The 19,403-nt window shown below is 64.7% G+C and carries 17 protein-coding genes; 3 read left to right on the top strand and 14 right to left on the bottom strand.

Going from position 1 to position 19,403, the window contains the following annotated elements; all coding sequences use genetic code 11:
- Position 1: 1 nt before the first annotated feature.
- The 8 genes from mgrA to MOE34_RS10400 form a co-directional block, all read right to left on the bottom strand.
- Entirely contained in the window at positions 2–1,033 is a 1,032-nt protein-coding gene (gene mgrA / locus MOE34_RS10365; protein WP_242223437.1) for an L-glyceraldehyde 3-phosphate reductase, read from the bottom strand.
- A 96-nt stretch (positions 1,034–1,129) separates the two neighbouring features.
- Positions 1,130–2,263 (bottom strand): Gfo/Idh/MocA family protein, encoded by a 1,134-nt coding sequence (locus tag MOE34_RS10370; protein ID WP_242223439.1) that lies wholly within the window; start codon positions 2,261–2,263, stop codon positions 1,130–1,132.
- Positions 2,264–2,275: 12 nt separating this feature from the next.
- Positions 2,276–3,037 carry a sugar phosphate isomerase/epimerase family protein gene (locus MOE34_RS10375; protein WP_242223441.1) on the bottom strand — a complete coding sequence of 254 codons (762 nt, stop codon included), beginning with the start codon at positions 3,035–3,037 and terminating at the stop codon, positions 2,276–2,278.
- A 15-nt stretch (positions 3,038–3,052) separates the two neighbouring features.
- Positions 3,053–5,509 (bottom strand): beta-mannosidase, encoded by a 2,457-nt coding sequence (locus MOE34_RS10380; RefSeq protein ID WP_242223443.1) that lies wholly within the window; start codon positions 5,507–5,509, stop codon positions 3,053–3,055.
- Positions 5,510–5,662: 153 nt separating this feature from the next.
- Positions 5,663–6,751 (bottom strand): ABC transporter ATP-binding protein, encoded by a 1,089-nt coding sequence (locus tag MOE34_RS10385; protein WP_242223445.1) that lies wholly within the window; start codon positions 6,749–6,751, stop codon positions 5,663–5,665.
- Positions 6,752–6,754: 3 nt separating this feature from the next.
- Positions 6,755–7,687: a carbohydrate ABC transporter permease gene (locus MOE34_RS10390; RefSeq protein ID WP_431522437.1), complete on the bottom strand. Its 933-nt coding sequence runs from the start codon at positions 7,685–7,687 to the stop codon at positions 6,755–6,757.
- A complete protein-coding gene (locus tag MOE34_RS10395) occupies positions 7,656–8,558 on the bottom strand; it encodes a carbohydrate ABC transporter permease (protein WP_242223449.1) in 903 nt (300 codons plus the stop codon). Before MOE34_RS10395 ends, MOE34_RS10390 begins: the two co-directional genes overlap by 32 nt.
- Positions 8,559–8,632: 74 nt before the next feature.
- Positions 8,633–9,868, bottom strand: coding sequence for an ABC transporter substrate-binding protein (locus MOE34_RS10400; RefSeq protein ID WP_242223450.1), 1,236 nt, complete (start codon positions 9,866–9,868; stop codon positions 8,633–8,635).
- A gap of 401 nt (positions 9,869–10,269) precedes the next feature.
- On the opposite strand from MOE34_RS10400, the gene MOE34_RS10405 reads away from it, so the two are divergent.
- Complete coding sequence (locus tag MOE34_RS10405) at positions 10,270–11,313, top strand: LacI family transcriptional regulator (protein WP_242223452.1); 1,044 nt, start codon at positions 10,270–10,272, stop codon at positions 11,311–11,313.
- Between the two features lie 109 nt (positions 11,314–11,422).
- On the opposite strand, the gene gndA is transcribed toward MOE34_RS10405, so the two are convergent.
- The 5 genes from gndA to ccoG form a co-directional block, all read right to left on the bottom strand.
- A complete protein-coding gene (gndA, locus tag MOE34_RS10410; protein WP_242223455.1) occupies positions 11,423–12,853 on the bottom strand; it encodes an NADP-dependent phosphogluconate dehydrogenase in 1,431 nt (476 codons plus the stop codon).
- Positions 12,854–13,021: 168 nt separating this feature from the next.
- Positions 13,022–13,177, bottom strand: coding sequence for a cbb3-type cytochrome oxidase assembly protein CcoS (gene ccoS, locus MOE34_RS10415; protein WP_160784493.1), 156 nt, complete (start codon positions 13,175–13,177; stop codon positions 13,022–13,024).
- Positions 13,174–15,468, bottom strand: a complete 2,295-nt coding sequence (locus MOE34_RS10420; protein ID WP_242223457.1) for a cation-translocating P-type ATPase — start codon at positions 15,466–15,468, stop codon at positions 13,174–13,176. The genes ccoS and MOE34_RS10420 overlap by 4 nt, the downstream gene beginning before the upstream one ends.
- Positions 15,465–15,962: a FixH family protein gene (locus MOE34_RS10425; RefSeq protein WP_242223459.1), complete on the bottom strand. Its 498-nt coding sequence runs from the start codon at positions 15,960–15,962 to the stop codon at positions 15,465–15,467. Before MOE34_RS10425 ends, MOE34_RS10420 begins: the two co-directional genes overlap by 4 nt.
- A complete protein-coding gene (gene ccoG, locus MOE34_RS10430) occupies positions 15,962–17,533 on the bottom strand; it encodes a cytochrome c oxidase accessory protein CcoG (RefSeq protein ID WP_242223461.1) in 1,572 nt (523 codons plus the stop codon). Before ccoG ends, MOE34_RS10425 begins: the two co-directional genes overlap by 1 nt.
- A gap of 187 nt (positions 17,534–17,720) precedes the next feature.
- On the opposite strand from ccoG, the gene MOE34_RS10435 reads away from it, so the two are divergent.
- Together MOE34_RS10435 and MOE34_RS10440 are read left to right on the top strand one after the other, a co-directional pair.
- Complete coding sequence (locus MOE34_RS10435) at positions 17,721–18,137, top strand: SRPBCC family protein (protein ID WP_242223463.1); 417 nt, start codon at positions 17,721–17,723, stop codon at positions 18,135–18,137.
- Complete coding sequence (locus tag MOE34_RS10440) at positions 18,134–18,490, top strand: VOC family protein (RefSeq protein ID WP_242223465.1); 357 nt, start codon at positions 18,134–18,136, stop codon at positions 18,488–18,490. Before MOE34_RS10435 ends, MOE34_RS10440 begins: the two co-directional genes overlap by 4 nt.
- A gap of 49 nt (positions 18,491–18,539) precedes the next feature.
- On the opposite strand, the gene ccoP is transcribed toward MOE34_RS10440, so the two are convergent.
- Positions 18,540–19,403 carry a cytochrome-c oxidase, cbb3-type subunit III gene (gene ccoP, locus MOE34_RS10445; protein WP_242223466.1) on the bottom strand — a complete coding sequence of 288 codons (864 nt, stop codon included), beginning with the start codon at positions 19,401–19,403 and terminating at the stop codon, positions 18,540–18,542.

Genomic DNA, 19,403 nt, shown 5'->3' on the forward strand with positions numbered 1-19,403 from the left:
GTCAGTCGCGTTCCGCGGAACTGGCCCAGAGATTGATGTCGGCTTCCTTGGCGTAGACATCGATCTCGGCCAGTTCCTCGGCCGTGAAATCGGGCTTTTCCAGCGCCTTGACGCAATCGACGATCTGCGCGGAACGGCTGGCGCCGATCAGTGCGGAGGTGATGCGGCCGCCGCGCAGCACCCAGGCGAGCGCCATCTGCGCCAGCGTCTGGCCACGCTTTTCGGCGATGGCGTTCAGCTTGCGGATATTGTCGATGATCTCGGGGCGGATGAAATCCTTCTTGAGGAAGTGGTTCAGCGCCGCGCGGCTGTCGCCCGGGATGCCGCCGAGATATTTAGTGGTCAGCATGCCCTGCGCCAGCGGCGAGAAGACGATGGAGCCGATGCCGAGGTCTTCAAGCGTATCGACGAGACCGTCCTCCTCGACCCAGCGGTTGAGCATGGAATAGCTCGGCTGGTGGATGAGGCAGGGCGTGCCGAGATCCTTCAGGATCGCGGCGGCCTCGCGGGTGCGCTGCGAATTGTAGGAGGAGATGCCGACATAGAGCGCGCGGCCCGAGCGCACGATATGGTCGAGCGCGCCGCAGGTCTCTTCCAGCGGCGTATCCGGGTCGAAGCGGTGGGAATAGAAGATATCGACATAGTCGAGGCCCATGCGCTTCAGGCTCTGGTCGCAGGAGGCGATGAGATACTTGCGGCTGCCCCACTCGCCGTAAGGACCCGGCCACATGTCGTAGCCGGCCTTGGAGGAGATGATCAGCTCGTCGCGCAGCGCCTTGAAATCGGTGCGCAGGATCTCGCCGAAGGCGATCTCGGCGGTGCCGGCCGGCGGGCCGTAATTGTTGGCGAGGTCGAAATGGGTGATGCCGAGGTCGAAGGCCGTGCGGCACATGTCGACCTTGCGGTCATGCGGCGTGTCGTCGCCGAAATTGTGCCAGAGGCCGAGCGAGATCGCCGGCAGCTTCAGGCCGGAGCGTCCCACGCGGTTGTAGGTCATCGTGTCGTAACGGTTTTCCGCCGGCTGCCAGGCCATGGTCGCGTTCCTTTGTCTGAATCGGGAGGTGTTTCGTACAGCCGCCGAAGGCAGGCCGGCAAGGGATTTCAGCCCCTTGCCGGCCTTTGCGCACGCTTATCGCAGCAGCGAGCGCGCCTCTTCGATGCCCAGCGCCTCCGGCTGGGTACAGGTGGTCACGATGTCGATCGCCCGGCCCTCTTCCGCCGAGCGCAGGATCGCCGTCAGCACGTCGATCGTGTGCAGCGAGCGATCGAGCGAGCAGCGATAGTCGCGGCCGATCGTCACCGCCTCCATCATGTCGGCAAGACCGATGCCGCGGTAGTTCGCCTGCTTGCCCCAATCGAACTGGAAGTTCTGCGCCGTCAGCGGATGGTCCCAGACCTCCACTTCCTTCGGCTCCTTGTCGTCACCGGCGACCTCGACCTTCCCGCCGAAGAAATTCGGGTCCGGCACGAAGACCGCGCCGTCCGTGCCGTAAAGCTCCATGTTCTGGTGGCGATGCGCCCAGACGTCCCAGCTCGCCATCAGCGCCACCTGTGCACCGCCGGCGAATTCGAGAATGGCGTGGATGTTCGTCGCGACAACCACCGGCACCTTCTCCCCGAGGCGGGGGCCGTTACCGATCACGCGCTCCTCGCGCGCCCGGTTGGCGAGCGCCACGACGCGCTTCACCGGGCCGACGAGGTTGACGAGGTTGTTGACGTAATACGGCCCCATGTCGAGGATCGGCCCACCGCCCGGTGCAAAGAAGAAGTCCGGGTTCGGGTGCCAGCTCTCCATGCCCGGCCCCAGCACATGCGCCGTGCCCGACATGATCTTGCCGAGCTTGCCGCTGTCGATGAGATGGCGCACGAACTGGTGCGCGCCGCCGAGATAGGTATCCGGCGCCGAGCCGACCTTCAGCCCCCTGGCGTCCGCGATGCGGCGCAGGTCCTCGCCCTGTTCGAGCGAGAGTACGAAGGGCTTTTCCGAATAGACGTGCTTGCCCGCCTCCAGCGCCTGTTTCGAGACCGGATAATGCGCCTCGGGGATCGTCAGGTTCACGACGACATCCACCTCGGGACTGGCGAGTAGATCGCCGATCTCCTGCGCCGGTACGCCGAACTCCTCGGAGCGTGCCCTGGACGCGGCGGGGTTGATATCGGCGCAGGCGACCAGCTTCAGGTTCCTGAAGGTCGGGATCAGCTTGAAGTAAGCGCCCGAAATGTTGCCGCAGCCGATGATGCCGACTCCGTATTCCTTGCTCATGACGGTCAATCCTCAGAATGCCTTGATGGTCGCGATGGAGCGGGTGGCAAGCCGGGTGATGTCCTTCGGATTGTCATGCTCGACGATGAAGTGTTTGACCGGCGAGCCGGCGAGTGCCTTGACAAGATCGGCCCACGGAACGGTGCCGTGGCCGACATCGGCCCAGCCGTCCTCGTCGGCATTCTCGCCCTTCGGCGCGATGTCCTTGACGTGCACGGCCGTGATGCGGCTGCCGTATTTCTTGATCCACGCAAAGGGATCGGCACCGCCGCGGATGATCCAGGCGATATCCGCCTCCCAGGCAAGGTCCGGCCCGCCCTCGAAAAGATGATCCTGCGGCACCGTGCCGTCAGGCAGCGTGAAGAATTCGAAATCGTGGTTGTGCCAGCCGAAGGTGAGGCCTGCGGCGCGGATCGGCTCGCCCGCCTTTTGCAGGCGCTCGCCGAGCGCGCGCCAGCCGGCGGCATCCGTCGGGCGCTCCTCGGGCATCAGATAGGGGCAATAAACCGCCTCGATGCCGAGCGTGCGGCAAATCGCGATCACGCGGTCCGGCTCGGCCTCCAGCATGTCGAGGCCAAAATGGGCGGTCGGCATGGTCAGGCCGTTGGCGTCGAGATCGGCCTTCACCTGCTGGATGGCCGCATCATCGAGCGAAGCATAAAGCGCGCTGTAGCCCTCCACCTGCTTGTAGCCGGCGTCGGCGAGGATGCGAAACACTTCGGCGAAGGGCTGAAAGTTGCGGGCGCTGTAGAGCTGGAAGCTGACTGTCTGCATGATTGTCTCCTCGTACTATTCGGTATTCGTCTGGCAGGAGTGGAGGTCGAGCCAGCGGAATTCGGGGATCGCGCCGCCACGTTCGGCCGGCGTGAAGATGACGGTACGGCGCTCGCCGGCCGTCAGGTCGAAGGCATTGTCGGACCAGCGGCCGGCGACATCCGCCTCGAGCATGACGTGCAGAGCGAGGCCGGTGGCGGAGGCGCTGACGGCGAAGGCACCGTCGTCGCGGGGCGAAACGTCGAGCGTCAGGCCGGCGGCCTCAAGGTCGAGAGCCTTGTAGTTGACCGAGACGTGATGCCCCTCACCCTTCATGCCGTTCGAGGCTTCGAAGGACCAGAAGAGCAGCGTGTCCTCCGGCAGGTCGGCGGCAAAGACGGAGAACAGCATCTCCGCCTTGTCCGGCCCGCAGACGCCTTCGGCGCTGCGATAGGGCCGGCGCTCGCCGGAAAGCGAGACGAACCATGTGTCGAGCCTGACAGTGACGGCTTCCGCTGTGTCGTTGACGACAGAAAAGCCGATGGTCTCGCCATCCTTCGAGGGAATGGCGGCGACGGCGACGGGCTGGAAGAAGCGGCGCACCATATAGTGCATGGCCTTCCAGCTTCCACCGTAGTCGAGGCTCGACCAGGAGGCGACCGGCCAGGTGTCGTTGAGCTGCCAGTAGAGCGTGCCCATGCAGTGCGGCTTCAGCGAGCGCCAGTATTCGACGGCCGTGCGGATGGCGAGGCCCTGCTGGATCTGGCTGAGATAGACGAAGCTCGGAAAATCCTTCGGGAAGCGGAAGTAGCGGAACATGGTGCCGGCGATGCGTTCGTTGCCGCCGGCATTCTTCTGGTGGCTTTCCATGACCGGGGATGCGATGTTCATGTCCTTCGGCTCTGCGAAGGTCTTCATCACGGGCATGGACGTGTAGGACTGGAAGCCGAATTCCGAGCAGAAGCGCGGGCGCACGGTGCGGTAATTGTCGAAGGACTTGTTCTCGTGCCAGACGGACCAGTAGTGCATGTCGCCGGAACCGTCGGCATGCCAGGCGTCGCCGAAATCGAGATAGCCGGAGGCCGGGCTGGAAGGCCACCAGATCGCGCCGGGTGCAGCCTTCTTCATCGCCACTTCGATGGTGCGGTTGAGGCGGTCGTAGGAGACGAGGTAGCGGTCGCGGTTCTCGCGGCTGGCATCGAACCAGGTCAATGCGCCCACCAATTCGTTATCGCCGCACCAGAGCACGATGGAAGGGTGCGAGGCGAGACGCCTCACCTGATAATCCACCTCGGCCGCGACATTGTCGAGGAAATCGACGGTCGAGGGATAGAGGTTGCAGGCGAACATGAAGTCCTGCCAGACCATCAGGCCCAGCTCGTCGCAAAGATCGTAGAACCAGTCCGGCTCGTAGAAGCCGCCGCCCCAGACACGGAGCATGTTCATGTTGGCGTCGACGGCCGATTGCAGGAGGTCGCGCACGCCGGATGGCGTGATGCGGGAGGGCAGCGCATCGGCCGGGATCCAGTTCGCGCCGCGGCAGAAGATTTCACGGCCGTTGACCTTCAGCGCGAAACGGCTGCCGGCCTCGTCCTTGTCGGTGATCAGCTCGACCTGACGTAGACCGATACGGCGCACGACCGTCTCGGTCGGCGTCTCGACACGCACGACATAGATTGCCTGCTCGCCATGCCCCGCCGGCCACCAGAGCGCCGGCTTCTCGATGCGGAACATGTGGGTGAGCTGCGTCTCGCCGGCATTGACGCCGATATCGAGCCGCACCCGCTCCTCGCCGAGCGCGAAATGCACCGGCATAATGCCCGGCTCCCCGGCATGGAAGGTGGCGGTGACATAGAGGTCGACCGCGCCATCCGCATGGTGGAACTGCCGGGTCGTGACATGCTCGATGCGGGCGACAATCAGCTTGCGCAGGGTGATCTCGCCATAGATGCCGAGCGGGGCGAGCGCGATGTTCCAGTCCCAGCCGAAATGGCACTGCGGCTTGCGCAGCATATTGCCGTTGGGGATCGGCGAATTGCCGGGATGCCAGGGAATGAAGAAAGGCTGCTCCGCCTGCCGCGCCGCGCCGGCCGCGATGCTGGAATGGATCAGCACCTTCACCGTGTTTTCGCCGGCCTTCAGCGCGTGGGTGACGTCGGGCCGGTAACGGCGGAAGCAATTGTCCGTGTCCTCGACCAGCACACCATTCACATAGACGGAGGCGACGGTGTCGATGCTGCCGATATCGAGATACCAGTCGCCCTCCAGCATTTCGGGCGCGAGGTCGAAGCTGCGCTCGATCGCCCAGTCCTGCTGCGCCACCCATTGCACGTCCCGCTCGTTGCGGCCGGCATAGGGATCGGGGATGAGGCTGGCGGCAAGCAGCGCGCTGTGCACGTCGCCGGGCACGCGCATCGGCGCGCTGTGGGCGGCATCGGTGCTGGCGAGCCGCCAGGTGCCGGAGAGGTCGATGGTGTCGGTTATCTGGGTCATGGTGTGATCTCTAAATCTCGCGGGCGGGGCCAGCCCCTCACCCTGCCCCTCTCCCCGCAAGCCGGGAGAGGGAAAAGCAACATTTCCGCAAGTCTCCGTCTCCCCGCCGGCAAGGAGAAGGTGGCCGGCAGGCCGGATAAGGGGTTGCGCGCCCTAGATCCGCTCCTCCGTTTCCGCATCGAACAGCGAGGCCAACCCCATGTCGAAGGAAAGCTTCACCGCCGTGCCGGGCGCAAAGCGGCGCGCGCCGGCAACGCGGACGGACATGGTATGGCCGGCGTGCTTCAGCCAGAGCAGGTTGTCCGCCCCCATCGGCTCCTCGATATCGACGGTCGCCTGATGGGACTCGATACCGGGAGCGTCCTCGTTGACCTTCACATGCTCCGGCCGCACGCCGAGCACGACCTTGCGGCCCGGCTGAAGCGCCTCGCCGGCCGCGTAGCCATCAAGAGAGACGTCGACGCCGTTCACAGTGAAGGCCGGCTTGCCACCCCGTTCCACGATCTCCCCGCGCAGGAAATTCATCGAGGGCGAGCCGATAAAGCCGGCGACGAACATGTTCTTCGGCGCATTGTAGATCGTGTTCGGATCGGCGAGCTGCTGGATGACACCGCTCTTCATGATGGCGATGCGGTCGGCCAGCGTCAGCGCCTCGATCTGGTCGTGGGTGACGTAGATCATCGTGTTCTTGAGCGACTGGTGCAGCCGCTTGATTTCCACGCGCAGCTCCGAGCGCAGCTTCGCGTCGAGGTTGGACAGCGGCTCGTCGAACAGGAAGACATCGACGTCGCGCACCAGCGCCCGGCCGATCGCCACGCGCTGGCGCTGGCCGCCGGAGAGCGCCGAGGGCTTGCGTTTCAGGAGCGGGCCGATCTGGAGGATTTCGGCGGCACGGGCGACGCGCCTGTCGATCTCGGCCTTCGGCATGCGGGCGACCTGCAGGCCGAAGGAAAGGTTCTTCTCCACCGTCATCTGCGGATAGAGCGCATAGGACTGGAACACCATACCGATACCGCGGTCCTTCGGCTCCTCCCAGGTAACATTCTTGTCCTTGATGAAGATCTGCCCGCCGGTCGGCTCCAGCAGGCCGGCGATGCAGTTGAGCAGGGTAGACTTGCCGCAGCCGGAAGAACCGAGCAGCACGAGAAACTCGCCCTCCCCGATATCGAGGTTGAGGTCCTGCAACACGTTGACCGCGCCGAAAGAAAGCGAAAGGTCCTTGATGGAGACGGAATGCTGCATGGTTTAACCCTTGACTGCGCCGGCGGCGATGCCGCGGACGAAGAGCCGTCCCGACACGAAATAGACGATGAGCGGAACCGCGCCGGTGAGCAGGGTCGCGGCCATGTTGACGTTGTATTCCTTCACCCCCTGCACGGAGTTGACGATGTTGTTGAGCTGCACGGTCATCGGGTAGGTATCCGGCCGGGTGAAGACGACGCCGAAGAGGAAGTCGTTCCAGATGCCGGTGATCTGCAGGATCATCGCCACGACGAAGATCGGCATCGACATGGGCAGCATGATGCGCAGGTAGATCTGCCAGAACCCCGCCCCGTCGATACGCGCCGCCTTGAACAGCTCTTCCGGCAAGGACGAGAAGTAGTTGCGGAACAGCAGCGTCAGGATCGGCATGCCGAAGATCGTGTGCACGATGACGAGGCCGGTGAGCGTGCCGTAGATGCCCATTTCCCGGAGCACGATGACAATGGGATAGATCATCACCTGATAGGGAATGAAGGCGCCGAGGATAAGGATGGTGAAGAAGATATCGGCCCCCTTGAACTTCCAGTTGGCGAGCGCGTAGCCGTTGACCGAGGCGACGAAGATCGAGATCAGCGTCGAGGGAACGGTGATGCGCACGGAATTCCAGAAGCCGCGCGAAAGGCCGTCGCAGTTGAGGCCGGTGCAGGCCGTCGCCCAGGCCTTGGCCCAGGGCTCGAGCGTGATTTCGACCGGCGGCGAGAAGATGTTGCCGAGGCGGATTTCCGGCATGCCCTTCAGCGAGGTGACGACCATCACGTAGAGCGGCAGCAGGTAGTAGAACGCGGCGACGAGGAGCGTGCCATAGAGCATGATGTTGCGGCCGGAGAGAGCGCGGCGGGGCTTTGCGCCCCACGGCTCGGAACCGGTCTTGAGGGCGACGGTATCAGCCACGCTTGCGTCCTCCGAATTCGAGATAGGCCCATGGCACGATGATGATGGCGACCGTGACGAGCATCATGGTGGAGGCGGCGAAGCCCTGGCCGAGGTTCTGGGCGAGGAACATGTAGTCGTAGACATATTTCGCCGGCACTTCGGACGAAATGCCCGGCCCGCCGCTCGTCTGCGCCACCACGAGGTCGTAGACCTTGACGATGCCGCTCGCGATGATGACGAGCGTGGTGATGAAGACGGGGCGCATCATGGGAACGACGATGAAGAGATAGGTCTTCCACATCGGAATGCCGTCGACCCGCGCGGCCTTCCAGATATCCTCGTCGATGCCGCGCAGGCCCGCGAGCAGCAGGCACATGACGAGACCCGTGCCCTGCCAGAGGCCGGCGATCAGCACGCCGTAGATGACGATCTCGGCGTTATAGAGCGGATCGAAGGCAAAGCTCTCCCAGCCGAGCGCGCGCACCACGGACTGCACGCCGAATTCCGGGTTCAGGATCCATTGCCAGACGAGGCCGGTGACGATGAAGGAGAGCGCGAAGGGATAGAGGAAGATCGTGCGGAACGTGTTCTCGAAACGGATCTTCTGGTCCATCAGCGCCGCCAGCACGAAACCCATCACGAGGCTGAAGACCAGCGTGAAGACACCGTAGATGGCGAGATTCTCGATGGAGACGATCCAGCGCGGCGCGCTCCATAGCCGCTCGTACTGGTCGAAACCGACGAACTTGGCGCGCGGCAAAAGCTTGGAATTGGTGAACGAGTAGACGACCGTCCAGATCGTGCCGCCGAGAAAGATGACGACGGCGGTGAGCATCATGGGAATGGAGGCAATCTTGGCGTTCAGATTGCGAAAAAGCCTGCTGGGGCGACCGGTGTGTGCCTGGCCCGTCATGGGTCACTCCTCCTTGGTCTTCATCGGGGGTGAACGGCCGGCGGAAAACCGCCGGCCCTGTCACGCGCGCCCGATCACTCCGCCGAAGCGATGATCTCGGCAAAACGCTTCTGGGCGTCTTCCGCGGTCAGCGACGGATTGGCGAAGAACTCGGAGAAGAGGTCCTCCTTCTGCTTCTGGCTGTCGGCGGACAGAAGCTGGTCCGTGCCCTCGATCACATTGCCCTTGGCAAGGATGTCGAGGCCCTTCTTCATGCAGTCGTTGGCGGCGGCGAGATCGACGTCGCCGCGCACCGGCAGCGAACCCTTCTTCAGGTTGAAGGCGACCTGCACGACCGGGCTGACCAGCGTGGAGGCCAGCACTTCCTGCGCCTTCGACTTTTCCTCGTCCTTGAGCAGCGGGAAGTAGAAGGCGTCGCCCCCGGTCGAGATGATCTCGTTCACGCCGAGGCCCGGAAGGCAGGTATAGTCCTTGCCCGCCGTCTGGCCGGCCAGCGCGAACTCGCCCTGCGCCCAGTCGCCCATGATCTGGCCGCCAGCCTTGCCGGTGATGACCATGTTGGTGGCTTGGTTCCAGTCCTGTACGTTCGTGCCCTTGGACATGCGGCGCGCATCGTCGGCCGCCTTGAAGACCTTGGCGATATCCGGGCCGGCGGCAACATCCGCATCCTTCTCGCCGAACACCTTCTGGTAGACGTCCTTGCCGGCGATGGCGACCATCAACACGTCGAAGGCGCCGGCCGCCTGCCAGGCTTGTCCGCCAATGGCGAGCGGCACGATACCGGCTTTCTCCAGCGCCGGAGCCGCCGCGACGAACTCGTCCCAGTTCTTCGGAACGGCGACACCCGCCTTCTCGAAGGCGGCATTTGACAGCCATAGCCATTGCCAGGAATGAATGTTGACCGGCGCACAATAGATCTTGCCGTCGATCGTGCAGCTATCGAGCAGGCTCGACGGCTTGATGACTTCCTTCCAGTTCTCCTTGGTCGCGACATCGGTGAGGTCGCGCATCAGGCCGGCCTCGACCAGCTCCTCGGCCTGGCGGCCATGGTTGAACTGCGTGGCGGCCATCGGGTCGCCGCCGGTGATGCGGCTGATCATGATCGGACGGGCCGTGGCGCCGGAACCGGCGATGGCGCCGTCTACCCACTTGTTGCCTGTGGCGTCGAAGGCCTTCGCCAGCTCGGCGACCGCCGCGGCCTCCCCGCCGGACGTCCACCAATGGGTCACTTCGAGATCGGTCGCATTGGCTGCGGCGAACGGCAGGACCGCGGTCGCTGCCAGCATAGCAGCCATAAGGCGAATTTTCATGAGTCTCCTCCCTCACTGAAACGTTGCAGTAAAAACCTAGACCAATCGATTTAAACACGCAACCGCGCCCAAGCCGTATTTGCGCGTTTTCTGTCGAAGGCCGGTCACCCACGGTGGATAACACTATGCAGCCCACCAGCGATCAGATATGCAATATATTGTTTTAATTTAATTTTTAAGGATGAAGAATATAGCTCCAGGGAAGCGGTTCGCTCGTGCAAAATTTATCGTTTTGCAGCACAGCGCCCGGCCGAAAGCAGGAAAGCGGAATGTCTTCGGAAATTTCGGCTCGACAAAACAACTGTATCGTTTCAGATTTACAGGAACTCCTCGTATGGAGTGGCGAGCCTGGTTAAAATATGTATAACCGGCCGCCAGGGCGAAGAGGTGGGCCGCAGGGAATGGACAGGACGAAAAGCGAAGGCCGCACGACGACAGCGCCGCCCTCCAGCGAGCGGCCGACACTGAAGACGATCGCCTTCATGACCGGCCTCGGCATCACCACCGTCTCGCGCGCGCTGAAGGATGCGCCCGACATCAGCAGCGAGACCAAGGAGCGCGTGCGCCTCGTCGCGCGGCAGATCGGCTACCAGCCGAACCGGGCGGGCGTGCGCCTGAGAACCGGCAAGACCAATGTCATCAGCCTGATCCTCAGCCTCGAGGAAGAGATCATGGGCCTGACCAGCCCGATGGTGGTGGGCATTTCGGAAGTGCTGGCCGCCACGCAGTACCATCTCGTGGTGACGCCCTACCGCACGCAGGGCAACGCGCTCGACCCGGTGCGCTACGTGCTGGAGACCGGCGCGGCCGACGGCGTGATCATCTCGCGCACCGAGCCGAAGGATCCGCGCGTCGCGCTGATGATGGAGCGCAACTTTCCCTTCGTCACGCATGGCCGCACCGAGATGGGCCTCTCCCACCCCTATCACGACTTCGACAACGAGCGCTTCGCCTATGAGGCGGTGCGAAAGCTGGTCGAGCGCGGACGCAAGCGGCTCGTTCTGCTCCAGCCGCCGCCTTATCTCACCTTCTACCTGCACATGCGGGCCGGCTTCGAGAAAGGCATCCGCGATTTCGGCGCGACGGCCGTGCCCTTCAGCGGCGTCGATATCGACAACAGCCTCGTCGATATCCGCGCGGCCGCCGAAGCCATGTTCGACGCGCCCGGCGCACCGGACGGCATCGTCTCGGGCAGCGGGTCGGGCGCCATCGCGCTCATCGCGGCACTGGAGGCCAAGGGCCGCAGGCTCGGGCAGGATATCGACCTGGTCTCCAAGGAACCGCATGTCCTGCTGCAATGGCTGCGGCCGGAGGTCATGACCATGCGCGAGGATATCCGCCTCGCCGGCCGGGAACTCGCCAAAGCCGTCCTCGCCCGCATCGAGGGGCGTCCGTCGGAGGAATTGCAGACGCTGAGCTACCCCATCCCGACGGGAGAGATGTAGCGGGTCGCCCCGGCGGCGAAGACTTTGCCACGGACTGCCCCTCATCCCCTTCAAACAAAACGGCCCGGTCTTGCAACCGGGCCGTTCCGTTTCAAATTTTCACCGAACCTCAGCCGTTCAGCCCCGAACCCCACGGACCGTGGTGGCTATCCGCGCCGTCCACACGGTCGAAGCCGTGCGCGCCGAAGAAGTCGCGCTGGGCCTGGATGACATTGGCCGTGCCGCGGCCGCGGCGGTAGCTGTCGAAATAGCCAAGCGCCGAGGCGAGCGCCGGGACCGGCAGGCCATGCAATGCGGCGGTGGAGACGACGCGGCGCAGCGCGCCGTCGGTCTCCTTGACCATGTCGGCGAAGGCCGGGGTGACGATGAGGTTGGCGGCATCCGGCGTCTTGGTGAAGGCGCCGGTGATGGCGTCGAGGAACTGCGAGCGGATGATGCAGCCGGCGCGCCAGATCTTTGCAATCGTCGGCATCGGCAGGTTCCAGCCATATTCCTTCGAGGCCGCGGACATGACGGCGAAGCCCTGCGCATAGGCGCCGATCTTGCCGGCAAGCAGCGCGCTTTCGAGGTCCTTGATAAAGGCGGCCCTGTCGGAGACCTGGAGCGCCGGAACGGCAGGCAGGCCGAGAATCTTTTCGGCCGCCTCACGCTCGCCCTTGAAGGAGGAGATGGAGCGGGCGGCGACGGCGGCCTCGATGCCGGTCGCCGGCACGCCCATGTTCTGCGCCTCGATGGCCGACCACTTGCCGGTGCCCTTCTGACCCGCCTTGTCGAGGATCATGTCGACCATGGGATTGCCGCTGATCGGATCCCTGGCCGCAAGCACCTTCTCCGTGATCTCGATGAGGTAGGATTCAAGGCGTCCCTTGTTCCATTCGCCGAAGACGTCGGCAATCTCGGAAGCGCTCATCTTCAGGCCGTCGCGCAGGATGCCGTAGATTTCGGCGATCATCTGCATGTCGGCATATTCGATGCCGTTGTGGATGGTCTTGACGAAATGGCCAGCACCGTTCTCGCCGAGCCAGGCGACGCAGGGATCGTCATTGTACTTGGCGGCAATCGAGGTCAGCACCTTCTCGACGCGCTTCCACGAATCCTCCGTGCCGCCGACCATGATGGACGGGCCGTGGCGCGCGCCCTCCTCGCCGCCGGAAACGCCCATGCCGATGAAGGTCAGGCCCGAATCCTTGAGGGCATCGAAGCGGCGCATCGTGTCGCGGAAATTCGCGTTGCCGGCATCGATCATGATGTCGTTCTTTTCCAGATAGGGCCGCAGCAGCTCCATCTGCTGGTCCACGGCCGCGCCGGCCTGGATCATGATGATGATGGGACGCGGCGGGCGGATGGCGGCGACGAATTCCTCGATCGTCTCGCAGGGCACGATCTGGCCCTTGAGGTCGCCGGCCTCCTCGTAGAATTCCTTCGTGCGCGCCGCCGTGCGGTTGAACACCGCGATCCTGTTGCCCTTCTCGGCAATGTTGAGCGCAAGGTTCGACCCCATTACGCCAAGACCGATAAGACCGATTTCCGCCTGTGCCACGATAATGCCTCCGTAGGATGGCGCGGCGGGGAGTGCTTCGGGCCCGGGCCGGAAACGCCGCGCGAAAAGAGAGTGGGGAGCTTAGCTCCAGCGGAGGTGTTTTGGCATTCAAATCGATTTACGACAAGCAATTGTTTGTTCGAACAGTGTTTTTAGAACCGCTCGAAATCACTGCCCCGGCTTGTCGTCGCCATCGTCGAGGACGCGCCATGCGGCTCCCTCGACATCGTCGTACTGGCCGCTCTTGAGCGACCAGAGGAATGCGCCGAGACCGAGCGCGCCGAGGAAAAGCGCGATGGGAATGAGGAAGATCAGCGTGTTCATGCGGCTTTCACCATGGCCTTGACCGGACGTGCCTCGTCCGCCGCGCGAACGGCGAAAGCCGGCAGCTTGCCGCGCAGGCGAAGCGAGTTCACCACCACGATGATCGAAGAAGTGGACATGGCTATGGCGGCGATAAGCGGTGTCGCATGGCCGAGAATAGCGATAGGCACGGCGATGACATTGTAGCCGATGGCAAGCGCGAAGTTCTGCCGGATGAGGCGACCGGCGCGGCGCGCGGTCTCATGGGCGAAGGGCACGGCTTCGAGGCTTTCGTGGAGGAAGACGAAGTCCGCCGCCTGCCGGCCGACATCGGCGGCCGTTGCGGGCGCTATCGAAACGTGGGCGGCGGCGAGCGCCGGCGCGTCGTTGATACCGTCGCCGACCATCAGCACGCGATGACCGGCCGCCGCGCGCTCGGCGACCGCCTCCGTCTTCTCGCGCGGCGACAGCGCGGCGCGCCAGCGGCCGATGCCGAGCAGGCCGGCAATGCGCGAGACGGCCGGGGCGCGGTCGCCGGAGAGGATCGCCATGTCGACGCCATCCTGCCGGAAGGCGGCGATCGCCTCGGTCGCGCCGGCCCGCAGCGCATCCTCGAAGCGGAAGGTTTCCAGCACCTTGCCGTTGCAGGAAAGGACGACTTCCGAAAGACCGTGCGCCTCCTCTCCCGGGGCAGCATCGCCGCAGGCGAAGGCGCGGTTGCCGAGACGAAGCACGCCCTGTGCCGTCACGGCTTCAAGACCGCCGCCGGCAATCTCCGTCACCGCGTCGATGATCGGCGCGGGGCCGGCATTGGCCCCGGCGAGCGCCATGGAGAGCGGATGGCGCGAATGGGCGGCAAGCGCGGCGGCAAGGGCGAGATGGGCGCGGTTCAGCTTCGCGCGGTCGACGAGGCGCGGCTTGCCGAGGGTCAGCGTGCCGGTCTTGTCGAAGACGGCGGTGTCGATCTCGGCTAGGCGCTCCATGGCCGAGCCGTCCTTGACCATGACGCCGCCGGCAAAGAGCCGCCCCGCCGCGACGACCTGCACCACCGGCACGGCAAGGCCGAGCGCGCAGGGGCAGGTGATGATGAGGACGGCGATGGCGACGAGCATGGCATGCTTCCAGTCACCGTCGTAGAAGCCCCAGCCGAGGAAGGAGGCGAGCGCCAACAGGTGCACGGCCGGCGAATAGATCTGCGCCGCGCGGTCGGCGATGCGGCGATAACGCGCCCTGCCCCCTTCGGCCGCCTCCATGAGGCCGATAACCTCCGAGAGGAACGAATTGCGCGCGGTGGCGGTGGCCTCGACCGTCAGCGAGCCGGTGAGGTTCATCGCCCCGGCTTCCAGCCGCGTGCCGGGTGCGGCGGCGAGCGGGTCGCTCTCGCCGTTGACGATGGAACGGTCGACGTCGCTGACGCCCGAAAGGACGCGGCAATCGACAGGGATGCGCTCGCCGGCGGCAATCGACAGGTGCTCGCCGACGGCGATCTCCTCGACGGGGCGATAATCCCTCGTCCCATCTGGCCGGACGACCATGGCCCCGCGCGGCGAAAGGCGGGCAAGGCCGGTGATGGCCGAGCGGGCGCGGTCACGCATCACGTGGTCGAGCGTGCGGCCGATGAGCAGGAAGAACAGGAGGCTGACGGTCGCGTCGAACCAGGCATGCTCGGCGCTGTGCAGCGTCTCCCAGAGCGAGACGGCATAGGAGAGCGTGATGGCGAGCGCGATCGGCACGTCCATGTTGGTGCGGCCGTGGCGGACGGCGTTCCAGGCGGACTGGTAGAAGAAACGGCCGGAATAGATCAGCGTCGGGCCAGCGATGAAGGCGGAAATCCAGTGGAAAAGGTCGCGCGTCGCATCTTCCGCGCCCGACCAGACAGAGACCGACAGCAGCATGATGTTCGTGGCGGCGAAGCCCGCGACGGCGACGGCGCGGATGAGCTGGTTGCGCAGCTTATCGTCCCCCTCCGCGGCGAGCGAGAAGAGATGCGTGTCATAGCCGGTGGCGCGGATGGCGGCGGCGAAGCCCTGCGGATCGATGCGCCGGCCATCGACCTCTTCCTTCCAGACGACAGAGACGCGACGCGTGGAAAGGTTGACGCGCGAGCGAACGACCTCCGGCAGGGCGTTCAACGCGCCTTCGACGGTGGTGATGCAGGTTCCGCAATGCACGCCCGGCACGCTGAGATCGCTCTGGCGCAGCCCCTCGCCCACCGTGCGGCTGGCGAGCAACAGCTCCTCCGAGGAAGGCAGCGCGTGGCTCGCGCGTTCCGCCTCGACGGCGCCTTCCGTACCGGGTGCGCAGCAGCTCATTTCACGCTCCCCGCGACGACCATCCGCAGCGTCTGGTGGAACACCTTCCGGCCATCCCGTTTCGTGCTGATGTCGATGACCCACTGGCCCGGAATGATGTCGCGCTCGGCCGTGAACAGGCCCTGCCCGGCCGGCTGCAGCGCAAGGGTGAAGTCCTCCCGCTCGTCCACCGGACGCTTGAAGACAGCGGAAACGTCGTCGGCGATCACCGGCGCGCCCTTGGCGTCGACCACGCGGTAGGCGACGCGATTGCCCTCGATGGCGAGGCTGCCCTCGATGCCGCTGGCGGCGAGCGCCTTGGCTTCAGCGACCTTGCCATTGAATTCCTGGCTGGCGACATAGGTGTTCTGCACCACGAGGCCGCTCCAGCTATGCGTGGCGTTCCAGGCCATGACGAGATTGACCGTGATGATCGTCCCGAAGAACAGCACCATGACGCCAAGCATGTGCCAGCCGGTGAAGACGAAGCCCTGTTGCCTACGCTCTGCGGTCATCACTTTGCTCCCGGCGCGTTGAAGTTGGCGGAATAGACGTCGCGCTCGTGGCCCTGCCGGTCCTCGGCGATAATCTGGAAGCCTTCGGCCGCTTCCGCAAGCCTATCCTTCGGCAGGGTGACGAAAACACGCAGCGCCGTCACCTTGTCCGGGTCGACCGGCACGTCGACGGTGCGGCCGTCCGCGCTGTCGTGACCGGCAACCTTCATGGTCGCGCCCGACATGCCCTCGATGGAAACGGTGATGACGCGCGGCTCGGGGATCATGTTGAGCAGCTTCACGGCATAGCCGTTGCGGATCGAGCCATCCGATTCGACGACGAATTGCGGATTGCGGTCATGGATGACGTTGAGGTCCAGCCGGTCGCGCGAGAGGAGCGCGAAGAGAAGCGCCAGCCCCGCCAGCGACCAGACGCCGAAATAGAGCAGCGTGCGCGGACGGAAGACGATGCGCCAGTTGAAATGCTTGATCGTGTCGGCGAAACGGCCTTCGCCGTCGCGCACGCGCTTGGGATCGATGGGCGTGCTGCCGCCGGCGGTCGCCAGCGCCATGTTGGCCGAATAATCCGAAAGGGTCGCATAGGCGATCAGGCCGCGCTCCTTGCCGAGCTTGTCCATCACGTTGTCGCAGGCGTCGATGCAGAGCGCGCAGGTGATGCATTCCATCTGCTGGCCGTCACGGATGTCGATGCCCATGGGACAGACGACGACGCAGGCGTTGCAATCCACGCAGTCCCCGACGCTCTCCCCCGCGGCGACCGCCTTCTTGGCATGGCGGGTGCGCGGCTCGCCGCGCCAGTCGTTATAGGTGACGACCAGCGAGCTTTCGTCGAGCATCGCCGCCTGGATGCGCGGCCAGGGGCACATATAGGTGCAGACCTGCTCGCGCATCAGCCCGCCGAAGACGTAGGTCGTGGCCGTGAGGATGGCGACGGTGATATAGGCGACGGGCGGCGCCTGCAGCGTCGCGAAATGGACGAGCAGCGTCGGCGCATCGGCGAAATAGAAGATCCACGCGCCGCCGGTCGCAACCGCGATCACCAGCCAGATCGCATGCTTGCTGAGGCGCTTCCAGACCTTGTCCAGGGTCCACGGACCGGCGTCGAGCTTCATGCGGGCATTGCGGTCGCCCTCGATGGCGCGCTCCACGACGAGGAAGAGATCGACCCAGACGGTCTGCGGACAGGCATAGCCGCACCAGGCGCGGCCGACGGCGGAGGTGACGAGGAAAAGCCCGAAGCCCGCCATGACGAGCAGGCCCGCCACGAAGAAGAATTCCTGCGGCCAGATCTCGATGAAGAAGAAGTAGAAGCGGCGGCCGGCAAGGTCGACCAGCACGGCCTGGTCCGGCGCATGCGGCCCGCGATCCCAGCGAATCCAGGGCGTCAGGTAATAGATGCCGAGCGTGATCAGCATCACCAGCCACTTGAACTGCCGGAACCGGCCCTCAGCGCGCTTGGGGAAGATCTTCTTGCGCTTCTCGTAAAGCGGCTTGCGCACCTTGGCGGAGTTGACGGGTTCCGCCTCGTGACGCTCGACGGAATTGTAGATGGTCGTGGAATTCTGCTGCATGGGATCGGCCGCACCTGTCGTTGTGCCGGCACAATGACGCCAAGCGAGGCCGCTATCGTTGATCTACGTCAAGTTTTCGGCGGGGCGAGGCGTGGCGGGTTGCCGCACGGATTCGCCCGCGGCAAATGTTCTCTTTTTGTTCGACATGCGCCGCGCACTCTTCTATTGTCGAGGAAAGGAGACAGCCATGGCCCCCCTTCCCGCCCGCATCATTCACCGCTCGATCCGGCGCGACTGGCGCGCGGTCTACGAATTTACCGCACGACCGGAGAACATGCCGCTCTGGGCCTCCGGCCTCGCATCGGGGCTGACGCGCGACGGGAAGGACTGGATCGCCGATGGCGGGCCGGTCGGCACCGTGCGCGTGCGCTTTGCACCGGAGAACGATTTCGGCGTCATCGACCATCGGGTGACGCTACCCGACGGCAGGCATGTTGAAAACGCGCTGCGCGTCGTGCCCAACGGCGACGGCGCGGAGGTGATGTTCACGCTGCTGCGGCAACCGGATATGGACGATGCGGCCTTCGAATCGGACGCGGCGCATGTGGCGCGCGACCTCGACGCGCTGGCGGGATTGATGGAAGAAAGGGAGACACGGCGATGAGCGGCAAGGGTGCGGATCGCAAGATCGACTATATCGAATTCAACGTCACGGATATCGCGAGAAGCAAGGCCTTCTATGGCGGCGCCTTCGACTGGACCTTCACCGATTACGGTCCGCATTATTGCGAATTCCAGGACGGCCGCCTGACCGGCGGCTTCACAACGCTCGCGCCGGTCAACGCCGCCGGCGGGCCGCTCGTCATCCTCTTCGCGGACGACCTGGAAGCCACCCTCGCCCGCGTGGAATCGGCCGGCGGCGGTATCGTCAAGCCGATCTTCGAGTTTCCCGGCGGCCGGCGTTTCCAGTTCGCCGATCCGGACGGCTACGAACTCGCGGTCTGGAGCGACAAATGAAAAGGGCCGCGGAAACCGCGGCCCGTTCTCGTTCGCACATGTTCAACCGTTATTCGCCGCCGCCCAGCGAATGGACGAAGACGGCAAGCTGCTTGACCGTCGGCTCGCCGAGGCGGGGAAGCCAGGCAGGCATGACGCCGTGCTTGGGCGCGCGGACCTGGGCGGCGATGGCCGCCTCGCCCTCGCCCTTCAGCCAGATGGCGTCGGCAAGGTTGGGAGCACCCATATCGCGCATGCCCTTGGCGTCCTCGCCATGGCACGAAGCGCAGTTGTCGGCGAAGACCTGCTTGCCGGGTTCGACCAGCGAGGCGTCGGACGGCGTGCCGGTCAGGCTGACGACATAGGCTGCAACCTGCTTGATCTCGTCGGGCTGGAGCATGTCGGCAAAGGCCGGCATTTCCGAGACGCGGGTCTCGTCGTCGCCCGCATGGCGGATGCCGTGGGCGATCGTCTGGAAGATCTCGTCCACCGTGCCGCCCCAGACCCAGTCGTCGTCGTTGAGGTTCGGGAAGCCCGGCGCGCCGGCCGCGCCCGATCCGTGGCACTGTGCGCAGTTGACCTTGAAGGCCGAGGCGCCGCCGGCGATCGCGAACTGCGAAAGCTGCGGGTCGGCAAGAATTTCCTGCAGCGACGCCGTGGCGATCCTGTCGACGAAGCCGGCCTGCGCCGCCTTGGCGTCTGCAAGCTCGACAGCGACATTGTGCCGGCTCGACCAGCCGAGCATGCCCTTCGTCGCGTCGGTGATCATCGGCAAGGCCGGGAAGGCGACGATATAGCCGATGGCCCAGAGGATGGTGGCGTAGAACGTCCAGACCCACCAGCGCGGCATCGGGTTGTTCAGTTCGCGGATACCGTCCCATTCGTGGCCGGTGGTTTCGACGCCCGAGATTTCGTCAATATGCTTCTCGGCCAT

It is taken from the genome of Shinella zoogloeoides (assembly GCF_022682305.1).
GTDB classification, from domain to species: Bacteria; Pseudomonadota; Alphaproteobacteria; order Rhizobiales; family Rhizobiaceae; genus Shinella; species Shinella zoogloeoides_B.